Origin of the sequence: Bacillus sp. FSL R7-0685 (assembly GCF_038002425.1) — a bacterium.
Classification (GTDB): domain Bacteria; phylum Bacillota; class Bacilli; order Bacillales; family Bacillaceae; genus Bacillus; species Bacillus subtilis.
Map to the genome: position 1 here is coordinate 3,518,936 of NZ_JBBOCN010000001.1, position 12,118 is coordinate 3,531,053.

The 12,118-nt window shown below is 43.3% G+C and carries 8 protein-coding genes and 2 pseudogenes; 2 read left to right on the top strand and 8 right to left on the bottom strand.

Annotated features, from left to right (window positions below; genetic code table 11):
* Positions 1–2: 2 nt before the first annotated feature.
* The 6 genes from tuaC to MKY50_RS18355 all read right to left on the bottom strand — a co-directional run bounded on the left by tuaC (position 3) and on the right by MKY50_RS18355 (position 7,620).
* Complete coding sequence (gene tuaC / locus MKY50_RS18330) at positions 3–1,178, bottom strand: teichuronic acid biosynthesis protein TuaC (RefSeq protein WP_076457513.1); 1,176 nt, start codon at positions 1,176–1,178, stop codon at positions 3–5.
* A 22-nt stretch (positions 1,179–1,200) separates the two neighbouring features.
* Complete coding sequence (gene tuaB / locus MKY50_RS18335; RefSeq protein ID WP_341117086.1) at positions 1,201–2,640, bottom strand: teichuronic acid biosynthesis protein TuaB; 1,440 nt, start codon at positions 2,638–2,640, stop codon at positions 1,201–1,203.
* Positions 2,641–2,663: 23 nt separating this feature from the next.
* Positions 2,664–3,299 (bottom strand): sugar transferase, encoded by a 636-nt coding sequence (locus tag MKY50_RS18340; protein ID WP_014481072.1) that lies wholly within the window; start codon positions 3,297–3,299, stop codon positions 2,664–2,666.
* Positions 3,300–3,554: 255 nt separating this feature from the next.
* On the bottom strand, positions 3,555–5,042 hold the full coding sequence (locus tag MKY50_RS18345; RefSeq protein WP_033881223.1) for an N-acetylmuramoyl-L-alanine amidase: 1,488 nt from the start codon (positions 5,040–5,042) through the stop codon (positions 3,555–3,557).
* An 84-nt stretch (positions 5,043–5,126) separates the two neighbouring features.
* A complete protein-coding gene (locus tag MKY50_RS18350) occupies positions 5,127–7,271 on the bottom strand; it encodes a SpoIID/LytB domain-containing protein (RefSeq protein ID WP_341117087.1) in 2,145 nt (714 codons plus the stop codon).
* A gap of 28 nt (positions 7,272–7,299) precedes the next feature.
* Positions 7,300–7,620, bottom strand: coding sequence for a hypothetical protein (locus tag MKY50_RS18355; protein ID WP_076457511.1), 321 nt, complete (start codon positions 7,618–7,620; stop codon positions 7,300–7,302).
* Between the two features lie 327 nt (positions 7,621–7,947).
* Here MKY50_RS18355 and MKY50_RS18360 point away from each other — a divergent pair.
* Positions 7,948–8,546 (top strand): annotated as a pseudogene (locus MKY50_RS18360) (LCP family glycopolymer transferase); the annotation flags it as partial.
* A 26-nt stretch (positions 8,547–8,572) separates the two neighbouring features.
* Here the strand turns inward: MKY50_RS18360 and wecB are convergent.
* Complete coding sequence (wecB, locus tag MKY50_RS18365; protein ID WP_076457510.1) at positions 8,573–9,715, bottom strand: non-hydrolyzing UDP-N-acetylglucosamine 2-epimerase; 1,143 nt, start codon at positions 9,713–9,715, stop codon at positions 8,573–8,575.
* Between the two features lie 330 nt (positions 9,716–10,045).
* Between wecB and galU the strand changes: the two genes are divergently transcribed.
* Entirely contained in the window at positions 10,046–10,924 is an 879-nt protein-coding gene (gene galU / locus MKY50_RS18370) for a UTP--glucose-1-phosphate uridylyltransferase GalU (protein ID WP_014481080.1), read from the top strand.
* Positions 10,925–11,033: 109 nt separating this feature from the next.
* Here the strand turns inward: galU and MKY50_RS18375 are convergent.
* Positions 11,034–12,068 (bottom strand): annotated as a pseudogene (locus MKY50_RS18375) (IS3 family transposase).
* Positions 12,069–12,118: the final 50 nt, after the last annotated feature.

A 12,118-nucleotide genomic window follows, 5' to 3' on the forward strand; every position in this document is an offset into this window, starting at 1 on the left:
ACTTAATTGTTCTTGACAACATCCTTATACACATCCAGCAACTTGCCGGCATTTTGAAAGGCGTCATAATCATCGAGCACCGTTTGATACAGTTCTTCAGCAATGACTTCTTGCCAAGTGCCGACTTCCAAATATCCCTTGACAGCTTCTGTAATGCTTGAAGCCGAGCGGGGCTTGATCAGCAGATGTTCATGCTTTCCGAATAAAGACGGAACCCCTCCGACCGCCGTACAAAGCACCGGAACCTTGAGGGCGAGCGCTTCAATGACAACAGTCGGCATCCCTTCTGAATACGAAGGGAGCACAAACAGATCAGAGGCAGCCAGATATTCAGATATTTGAAGGTTTGAGACCTGCCCCGTTAATATTGCTTTTTCACCGGCGATTTGACGGATATGCTGCTTCTCCGGTCCATCGCCGATGAATACAGCTCTGTAGCTGTCATCAAGCGACCTGACCGCTTCAGCCAGCTCGGCTACACCCTTTCCTTTTACCAAGCGACCGACGAACGTCAGCAATTTTTTGTCTGTCGGCAAGCCAAGTTTCTCCCTCAATTCAAGTGTTGAAGCGGAGTTTTTTTGAAAATTGTCCAGGTTGACGCCGATAGGAAGCACCGAGCAATCAGCACCGGTCATTTCTTTTGTTTTGGCTTTCAAAGCATCGCTGACAGCCAAAACTTTAGCTGCAGCATGCACAGCCATATCAAATGCTCGAAAAGCGCCTTTGCTGTAATGAGGATAAATATTGACATCGCTTCCGTGCAAAGTTAGAACATAAGGAACCTTCAGCCTCTGTGCAATAACGGCAGCGGCACCCCCGGATGGCATCGCGAAATGGGCATGGATAAGATTCGGCGCAAGGCTGTACTTCTCGATCGTCCTCAATACTGACTTTGCGATCCGGCGATGCGGCTGAGCCCATTTTAGCTGTCCCGGCAGAGCTGTATATGGTGGTCTGTAAATCGGGATACCTTTTCTTTCTTCATATTCCGGGACTGTTCGTGTTTGGCGGTACTTTTTTTTCAACAGCCTCAGAGGAGCAGGGTTCACAGGCAATGGACATATGACTGTCACATCAACGCCCTGCATATATAACGCCTGAACCTGTGTTTCATGAAAAACACCTTCTCCCGGTTTTTGACTACTTGGATAAACACTGGTAATCCAAAGAACCTTCAATGATGAACCGCCCTTTCTGCTGTCATCTTCCTAATTGGGCCCTCATAGCCCGCCGATATAATTTGCTGACCAAAAAAACGTAAAAAATCCCGCTTATCCCGACTGAAACTGTCAGCTGAAGCATGGCGCCGTGAAGCAGATGTCTGCTGCCAACGCTCAAGACAAGCGCCAGCAATGCCATAAGCAGCGTCAAGGTGAGCGGTTTTCCAACGGTTCGAAAATATACGCCCAGCTTCAGCTGAATGACATATTTGAGCAGCCATCTGCCAATAAAGAAATTAATCAGGCTGATCGCTGCATATGTCCAGGCGGTGGTCGTCAAATCATTCGTTAGTACCGCCGCATAAAGTGACAGCCCATAAAGGAGCATGATCCCGCTGTCCCAATAAAATGCCAGGTCTGCTCTCCCCTTCGCCAGCAAAACCGATCCGTTCGGATTCATCAGAACCCTGAGGAGTCCAACAATCGCGAGGATGTTCAGAACTGGTACAGCCTGCAGCCATTTTTCTCCGAAGGCGACTTCAATAAATAAATCTGAAACAGTCATCAGTCCGATCAGAAGCGGGAATGAAATCAGTGCGAGAAGCTTTGTCATATTTAAAAAACCTTCGCGCAGCGTTCGGTTATCTCCCTTATTTTTTGAGAAGACAGGAAACGCTACCCGTGTCACGATCGGGTTGATTTTTAACACGGGAATCGTAATAATCTGATAAGCTAGGTTATAGATTCCCAAAGCTTCCGCACCGAGAAACCGTCCGATCAAAATCATGTCGATATTGGCGCCAAGTCTGTTTACAAGCCTGGAAGCAAGCTGAAATGCGCCGAAAGAGAAAAATTCTTTCACTTCCCCTAATGCAAAGACAAAAGAAGGACGCCATTTTTTAAAATATACAGCAAAAAACAAGATGCCTTTAACCGAATTAAGAAAAACTTGTGAAAATGCATAGGCCACAATTGGATCCATCAGAAAAACCAAAACGAGCAGGAGCACAAATGACAAAATGGTGACCCCGGCTTCTATTTTGCTCAACACATTGAACTTCAGTTCTTTTTGCAGCATATATTGATACTGCTGCCCGACCGGGGCGATTAAAAACATGCCGGCCAAAATCCGCACAAGAAAAACCAGTTCGTCACGCTGATAAAAGTCTGCGATAAAGGGACTCAGGCAAAACAGGCCGATAAACAAAAGGATGCCTGTTAATATATTCAGCCAATACAAAGTAGATAATTGGCGTTCACTGATATTCTCCTTTTGAATTAAAGCGGCTCCAAATCCCATATCGAGTACAATTTGTATGAAAATAGTAACAGTGGTCAGCATCCCGACCAAACCGAATTCAGCAATTGTCATGATATTGCCGAGCAGTGCAAACTGTATAATTTGAATAACCGTGACGATCAAGGTTGAAACACTTGTCCATTTTGCACCGCTTAATATTTGTTTCGTAATGGTAGACATAGCATATTCCTAACTTCCTCGTATTATCTGGCTCCTTCGCCAGTCAATACAACTTTAATCGTTTTTAGTATAACCTTTAAATCGAGAAGAAACGTTAAGTTCCGAATGTAATACAGATCGTGCACCAATTTTTCTCTCGGACTGATATCATAGCCTCCGTTTACCTGAGCAAGTCCCGTTAACCCCGGTTTAACAATTAAGCGATTTTTAAATCCCGGAATTTCGTTGTGAAACTGAGCGGTAAACATCGGTCTTTCAGGCCTTGGCCCCACAAGGCTCATGTCACCAGCCAGCACATTGATCAACTGCGGAAGTTCATCGATTCTTGTTCTTCTTATAAAAGACCCGACTGCAGTAATGCGCGGATCATCCTTCTGCGCCCATTTTGCACCGGATTTTTCTGCGTCAATTCTCATAGAACGCAATTTGATCACCTTAAAATGCTTCCCGTCTTTTCCGACGCGTTCCTGGCGGTATAAAGGGGAACCTGGTGTTTCGATACAGATTAATATACAAAACAGCAGAATAAACGGTAGTGTAAGAGCGAGCCCAATCAAGGAAAGGACGATGTCCATTACCCGTTTCATATATAAATATCGTACTGCTTTTTTAGATAGAGCACAGGAATATGTTTGCTGGCTTGAATATTCATTGTACATTCTTAAACTTTTGTCGATACTCACTAGCATACACCTCGATTAGTATGTTACTGTTAGATCTTTTCGTCAGTGTAGCATACGAACGTAAACATAATGTAAAGGAGTTATTAAAATTAGTAAATTCATTGATTTTTTGTTAAAAGTGCATGCCTCCGTTTTGTCTTTAAATTCACCAAAAATATCATACTATATTATAAAGACAAAACAAAGGCAGCATAGGCAGTTTTTCCGAAAAACGAACTTTCTGTTTATATTTTAATAGTAAGCAACGATTCCGTCGTAAATCGCTTTAGCGCCTTTTTCTTTGTAAATTGAGCTTTTGAGCTTAGCCGCATCGTTGATATTGGTGATAAACGCAAGTTCAACAAGGCAGCTTGGCATTTTGGATTCCCTGATGACATGGAAGTTGCCGATTTTCACACCACGGTTTGTTGTATTCAGCGCTACATAGAGACGATTTTGAATCTCGGTTGCCAACCTTTTACTATTGGCTGATTCATACGTCGTATAATAGTAAGTTTCTGTTCCGGAAGCAGCAGGCGTTGCCGAGTTTGCATGGATGCTGACAAACAAATCTGCTTTATTTGACTGTGCTTTTGACACGCGCTGTGCAAGCGTCAGGTAAGTGTCGTTCGTCCTCGCCATTATTGGCAGAGCACCGCCGTTTGATAATTTCGTATTAATTAATTTTGCAACATCAAGGTTCACACTTTTTTCATATAGACTGTTGCCGATAGCACCGCTGTCTGTACCTCCGTGCCCTGCATCAATGAAGATTTTTTTGCCGACGATCGGATTTTTCAGCTGTGACACGACATTGGATTGAAGAGAAACCGTTCCGCCAAGCACGGTAAACGTCGTCATGTTTTTGGAACCGATCACTTCTCTTGTCGGTGTCGGCAAAGACGATGCATTCGTGAACATCATCGGACGGTTTTGCTTAGCCGCCAGAACAGATCCTGTTAATCCATCGGCATACGCATAGCCGTTGCTGATAATTGCATTCTTCGCAGAAGAATAATATTTCTTGACGACATTTGCCGCGACTTCATAGCGGTTGCTGCCGCCGATCCGCGTCGGAGAAGCAAGCTGTTTGTATACACTGCTGGAGATGCTGACTTCACCGCCTACGACAATGGTCGATGTTGTTCCTTTGCTCTTCATTGCATTTTTTGTCGCTGTCGGTATGGAATTTGACGATGTTAAAAGAATCGGAATGCCGTTTCTTGCGGCATATGCGCCGATCGCTAGGCTGTCAGCATACGCCGTTCCGTTTGCGATGACAGCTTTTGAATTTTTCGGCAACTTATTCGCAATATTCGCCGCAACCTCGTAGCGATTCGCTCCGCCGATGCGTTCGACAGATGACACACCAAGCTTTTTAATCTCGTTTACGACGCCGTTTTGAACGCTGACGGTTCCGCCGATTACGATCACTTTGCTAGGTTTTAACTGACTAATTCGGTTTTTTGTCGCCGTTGGTAATTTAGACGCTTCAGTTAATAGAACAGGCGCGTTGTTTCGATAGGCAAATGGAGTCGCTGAAAGGACGTCTGCATATGCCTTTCCATTTGCAACAATGACAGTGCTTGCACTTGACCATCCCTGCTTGGAAACGTTCACCGCAACCTCATAACGGTTTACACCGTCTAATCTTGTGACAGAGTTGGCCGCAAATACATTAGGCATAAACAAAAAGAACCCTAACAACAACATAGGTACAGCTTTAAGAAAAACCCTCAAAAAAATAACCTCCAAAAATGTAAATGTTATGTTTTCCCCTGAACATGAACAGAGGAGGCACCGCTGCCTCCTGCTCTAACTCTATTAATAGCTTGATAGAGTCGTATTTGGATAATAGAAACTTAAAATCTTCTTGTAATCGTGCCCGGCAGCAGCTCTGGCATTTGCTCCATACTGACTCATGCCGATTCCGTGGCCGAATCCTTTACCGCTGAGAGTAAAAGCGTTCGTATTGTTTGATAAAGAAGCATACGTGCTCTTCATATTCATGCCGCCCAACATCGATCTTAATTGAGTCGTCGTCACGGAAATCGTCGCTGTTTTTTCTGAAAGTTTTCCGTTTGACAGAACATAGCCGTTTGATTTTTCTTTGACAAAGTAAGAAAACTTCACCTCTGCTGTTTTCGGCCGATGACCGGCAGTTTTTGCACTGCTCAGGCTCAGGCTTGAGATTTTCGTGATCTTAATAGATTCCGCACTAGGATATTTATTGGTCATAAACCAGCTTTTCAGTCCCGATAAATAGGCGGAGTTCGTTTCATTAGTCGAATTCCACCAAGTGCTAGGGCTGCTCAGATTTAAGCCGCTGGTATTGATCTGCGTTTTATTCAAAGATATCGACCAGCTGGTTTTCGGGTCATATGTATCCGCTTTGGCGATTAAATATGGAACATTGCCGCCCCATACCTCTGCACTTGCTTCCGTATATCCCCCGTTGCTTGATGAGTAAACGGCCGAAATCAAATTGCCGTTATATTTTAAAACTTGTCCTTTTGTGGAATTTACAACGCTGGATGTCTTCGAATTCCAGTCATATCCGCCGTAAACCTGAAACGATTGCGTATCAGCCACTACTTTTCCTGCGGAACCGACCGAATATGTTCTCGCTGCCACCGCTTGGGCTTTTAAAGCTTCAGTCTGCCAACTTGCCGGCATTTCGTGCGGCACAACACCTTTTAGATAATCTTCGAACGGAATGTTTTCGTTTATCGGTCGAATATATTTGCTTGATTCAATCGTAAACTTCATATTGCCTAAATAAGGCCTTCCGTTGATGCTGATGGAATTTGAAGTCGAATATTTTTTAGGTGATGTCGTAAATGAAGTTCCAAACGTTTTGACAGCTTTATTATTTTTGTTGAGCACAAGCTTTCCGCCCGATAGATTAACAGAGTATCCGTTCCCGGTAATCATATCTGCCAGGCTGTTTTTCAACGAATCCGTGATCGAGGCGGTCCCTCCAAGCAAAGCAAAAGACTGTGTTCCTTTTTTGGCGACTACATCTGCGACAGGAGCCGGCAAACTGCCCGATTGGACAAGTAGCAAAGGATGCTTTTGTTTGGCTGCAAGGACGGAACCGGCCAGTGCATCCGCAAAAGTCATTCCGTTAGACATGAAAACCTTTGATGCGTTCATGTTAAGCGCGTTAACAATATTCGCAGACACTTCATATCTGTTCGCACCGCCGATGCGGGTAACAGCCGCTTTTTTCTTTAATGTGTTTTCAACACTTGTGCTGACACTCAACGGACCGCCGACGATTGTAACTTTGCTCGGAATATTGTAATCGCTTCGAATCGTATTATTCCCTGAGAGCAGTATCGGATAACCGTTCATTGCCGCATAAGGCGCGATCGACAGAGCGTCGGAGAAGACCAAACCGGTGGCAACAATCGCTTGGCTGTAGGACCCCATCCGGCTCGCAATATTTTTAGACACATCATATCGATTGGCGCCGCCGATACGGACAATTGCCCCATACTTTTTCAGCGTGTTTTCAACATTTTTGGAAACGCTCGTTGTTCCACCGATAATTAAGATGTTATCTGGCTTCATCTTGGCAATTTGAGTTTCGGTTTTCGCCGTCAGCGTTCCCGCATCTGTTAAAAGAATCGGCGCATCGTACTTCTTTGCAAGCGGAGTTGCAGAGAGCGCGTCCGCAAAAGCGTCTCGGTTGACAATCACGACTGTGCTCGAGTTCGTCCATCCGGCAGATGCGACATTGTTTGCCACATCAAAGCGGGTCGCCCCGCCGTACCGCTCTGTCGCTGAGATTCCCGAGCCCGGAATTTCGTATGAGCCGGTAATGTCGATATCAACACTTGATTTATTGCCCAAATAATTACTTAACTTTACCGAAATTGTTTTGTCGGCAGCCTGGGCAGATTGCGTAAACATCAGAGCTGCAACAGTTACTGACGACAGAACCAGAAGCTTCATCTTTTTCAAAACGTTATGCCTCCCTTGATTCAGCTCTTTATTTGATTTCGATGCTTTTCAGCTCCAAGACGCCATTCTCGACTTTTGTATATTGGACTTCGACTTTTTTGCCCTCTTCAATGGAATTGACTTTTTCCTGAAGATCTTCATCAATTTGAAGCGTTGTTTCTTTGCCATCGATGTTCACCGCAATTGTGTGGCTGTCAGCCAACCCCGCGAATGAACCTTCTTTAGTGATGGTTTCTTCAGATGCCGCATTTTTATTGCCTGAGCTTGACTTGTCCTCCGATTGGCCCGAAGTGCCGCAGGCTGACAACAAAAGCAGCATTGATAATGTCAGAACTATGAGTTTTTTCATCTTCTTCACCTCTCCCTTTTTATCGACAAATTCCAACAGATTCTTTAATTTTAGCGAAAAATATTGCAGATTGGTTGGTTTTTTTGAAACATTTTTCTAAGAATTTCGTCTATCCAAAAGGACACCTATATTTTTATATTTTTGAATTTTAAGAAACTTTTAATCTAAGTAGCTATTAAAAGTTGAGGGCTGGGCTATATGAGAGCTGAAAAGAGAAATAAATAGAAAAAAAGCCCCTTATAATTATTGCTTGATTGGAATTTTTTGTTCTCAGCACAGAAGGCTACTCCTATTACTTAAGGAATAAAACGGCATCTACTGTGGCAAACATTCATGAAAATATTAACAAATCTAAAGATGGATAAAATCAACTATTTATACGCATTCGGTGTGTTCAGATGACGGCAGACACGGTTGATAATTTTCTCGACGTTTCGGTCGATTATTTTGTTAAAGTGAACATGGAAAGTTTCAGAGAAGTCGTAGATATGCTTGGCGGGGCATTACCGAGAACAGTACGTTCGCTTTCGCTATGACGGCTATTCATTCGGCAAAGTCGAGATTACGCTGAATGGAAAAGAAGCGCTCGCTTATACGAGAATGAGGAAAGAGGATCGGAACTGCGATTTCGGGCGCCAGAACAGACAGCGTCAAGTTATCGAAGGAATCATTAATAAAGGCATAATATATCGTCCATCACGAAATTCGGAGATATGTTCAAAGTGTTCGAAAACAACGTTAAAACGAATCTCACGTTTAACTATCAGTGGGATATCCAATCCGGTTTTAAAGAAGCACGCTCAAAAGTCATTCAGCATGAGCTGAAATACGACGGCACAAAAATAAACGAATCTATTACTGTAAGCCGCCGACAAAGCTCTCTGTACGACATTACAGATCAACTGAAAGAGAGCCTTAATAAATAAAAAAGCTTCCTGTAAAGGAAGCTTTTTTATTTATCTTTAAACACATCAGGCCGTGCTCTTCGGTATCCGTAACTATAAAGCAGCGCCTCCGCAATTCGCCGCGAAGCCCATCCGTCCCCGTATGGATTTGAAGCCTGGGACATTTTGCGATATTCTTCTTGATCGGTCAACAGCTGTTTAGTCAGTTGATATATCTTATCTTCATCCGTTCCTGCCAGTTTAAGCGTACCGGCTCGAACGCCTTCTGGCCGTTCCGTTGTATCGCGAAGCACGAGGACCGGCTTTCCAAGCGACGGCGCTTCTTCCTGCACCCCTCCCGAGTCGGTGAGGATGAAGTGAGCTTCAGCAGCGAAGTTGTGAAAATCGATGACTTCGAGCGGCTCTAACAGATGGACTTTATCCAAATCGCCGAAGTGCTTTGCAGCCGCTTCACGGACAGCGGGATTGAGATGAACGGGATAAACGACCTGTACGCCGTCAAATTCTTCGACGATTCGCCTGATCGCTTTAAACATGTTTTCCATCGGCTTCCCTAAATTTTCACGCCGATGTGCGGTAAGTAAAATCATCTTGTCACTTCCGATTTTTTCAAGGACGGGATGTGAATAGCCGTCCCTTACTGTTGTGCGAAGTGCATCAATTGCGGTATTTCCGGTGACGAAAATCGTCTCCGGATCTTTATTTTCGTAGAGTAAATTCTTTTCGGCCTGCTCTGTCGGCGCAAAATGAAAATCGGCAATCGATCCCGTCAGCAGCCTGTTCAGCTCTTCAGGAAACGGCGAATATTTGTTCCCGGTTCTAAGCCCCGCCTCTACATGGCCGACGGAAATCTGATGATAATAAGCAGCAAGACTACCCGCAAATGTCGTTGTCGTATCGCCGTGAACAAGCACAATGTCCGGTTTGATGGACTGAAACAGCTCGTCCAGCTTCATAAGCGCATTAGACGTAATTTCAGCCAGCGTTTGCCTTTCTTTCATGATATTCAAATCAAAATCAGGCTTTAAGTCAAAAGCTTCAAGTACCTGGTCAAGCATTTGCCTATGTTGGGCTGTAACCGTCACATAAGACTCAATTTGAGGATATTTTCTTAATTCAAGTACGAGCGGCGCCATTTTTATGGCTTCAGGGCGCGTGCCGAATACTGTCATGACTTTTAGTTTCTTCATTTTTCTATCACCTGTTTTCTATATGAGTAGCTTTTTTTGCTAAGTTTTCTGGTTGGAAATATATCGAACCCTTGTATTTCTCAAGACGATATACTCATCATAAAACATCCAGTGATCAAACCGCAAACCTTCCTGTTGAAGAATGAAATTTCCTTTCATTATATAACACCTTTACGCTTTATACTTGTTTAGACTTGTTTAAGAATTGTTTTTCTTATATGATGTGTTTGTAATTGTAATTTTTCGGGGTATAGCATACATATATTCTCCGCTTGCCAAGCATATTTTTCTGGCTCACTAGAAAACATAGTTTAAGGAAGGTGTATTGAATTGAAGAAAGTTCGTAAAGCGATAATTCCCGCAGCGGGCCTTGGAACACGTTTCCTCCCTGCAACGAAAGCGATGCCTAAAGAAATGCTTCCAATCGTAGATAAGCCAACCATTCAATATATTATTGAAGAAGCCGTTGAAGCCGGCATTGAAGATATTATCATCGTAACAGGTAAAAGCAAACGAGCGATTGAAGACCATTTCGATTTCTCGCCGGAACTCGAAAGAAACCTTGAGGAAAAGGGTAAAACCGAACTGCTTGAAAAAGTAAAAAAAGCATCAAACCTCGCTGATATCCACTATATTCGCCAAAAAGAACCAAAAGGACTTGGGCATGCCGTTTGGTGCGCCCGCAACTTTATCGGAGACGAGCCATTCGCAGTGCTCCTTGGAGACGACATTGTCCAAGGAGAAAAACCTGGTCTTCGCCAGCTGATGGACGAGTACGAAAAGACTCTCTCTTCCGTTATTGGCGTTCAGCAAGTGCCTGAAGACCAAACACACCGCTACGGGATCATTGATCCTCTGACAAACGAAGGGCGCCTATATCAGGTCAAAAACTTTGTAGAAAAACCAAAACCGGGCACGGCACCGTCTAACCTTGCGATTTTGGGACGATATGTCTTTACTCCTGAAATTTTCATGTACTTAGATAAACAGCAAATCGGTGCAGGGGGAGAGATCCAGCTGACCGATGCTATTCAGCAGTTAAACGAAATCCAGCGCGTATTTGCTTATGACTTTGAAGGCAAACGCTATGATGTTGGAGAAAAACTCGGTTTTATCCAGACAACTCTCGAATTTGCCATGCAGGACAGCGAACTGAAGGATTCACTGATTCCATTTATGCAGGACCTTCTGTCAAAAGAAGAATTTTAATAAAAAGTATTGGATAGATATGGGGACTACCCCCCATTTTTGAGACAGGGATCGATCAAAACACAGTTTATACAGCCAATTGCCGATCGTTTATCGGTAATTGGTTGTTTTATTTCGTTTGAATACGAATGTTGTTATAAATAAATGTATTCTTTGACAGTGCGTTCTAAAATGGCGATCGTGGTTTGATCAATGCTGTTAAGATAAATAAAACGTTTGATAATTTAGTGAGGAATGAAACGATTCGATGGAAGCATTATCAGCGGACGTCCCTTTGCGGGATATGCTCATGGTGTTTTAACAGATTTCTGATACTAGTAAGATGTATATGATCACTATGTAACACGAAGTTCTCAGGTATGTTGGCAGCTGATCAAATGTGTATAAAACAAAGTTTCTGTCCTGCTTATCTCCAAACGCAAAAGCAATAACTTCTCCATTGTATACATCCAATATACTGGAAAGGTCCAATTTGTTCTGTCCATAAGGCAAAAATACAAGATATACGTTACTAGTTTTTCAAGAATTTGATCAGACTGTTAGTTCCCACTAATATATTATCGACCACGCATATGACTGTCCATTCTTCTTAAGCTTTTACATATTAGCCCCGCATTGCCACTGATTTTTCTGCATAATTACTTGAACCGTTTTATGGTTGATTCGCATCCCCTTTTTAATATGGCTGTGATTTCCGATATTCATATTGATACTTGTGCTGTCCACAACGTGCCGATTTGTTTTCCCAAATGTTTTTGAGGTGATTTCTTCTTCCAACGAAAATAAGACGCTCGTGAGATACCTAAATGAACACAGATATCCTGCACGATCATTCCGCTGTGCAATACCTCTGCAAGTTTGACAGTTTTAACACTTATTCTGTTTTCTCAGGTAACTATTCTCTGTCTGCAGCTTCTCTAAATTCGGAAGTATACTCCGGCCCTTTTCCGAAAATGTGTATTGCTTCCAACAGGTTGTTCGAATCGATGTTATCCCCAGCCTTGAGCCATCTAACACACGTCTAAACCTGCGTCTTATTCTTGATATTCAATTTCTTAATGTTTTCTTTCATAGGCACGCCTGCCAGTCTCATTTCTACAGCCTTCTGTTTAACTTCAACCGGATCACTCCCTCTTGTTCCCATAGAAAAAACACCTCCTAGTCTTATATCGGATAACAACTATCCGTTTCCAA

What these genes read in the sequence shown, in the direction of transcription:
- tuaB (WP_341117086.1), bottom strand. Translation starts at nt 2,640, where the DNA reads ATGTCTACCATTACGAAACAAATATTAAGCGGTGCAAAATGGACAAGT.
- MKY50_RS18340 (WP_014481072.1), bottom strand. Translation starts at nt 3,299, where the DNA reads ATGTACAATGAATATTCAAGCCAGCAAACATATTCCTGTGCTCTATCT.
- MKY50_RS18355 (WP_076457511.1), bottom strand. Translation starts at nt 7,620, where the DNA reads ATGAAAAAACTCATAGTTCTGACATTATCAATGCTGCTTTTGTTGTCA.
- wecB (WP_076457510.1), bottom strand. Translation starts at nt 9,715, where the DNA reads ATGAAGAAACTAAAAGTCATGACAGTATTCGGCACGCGCCCTGAAGCC.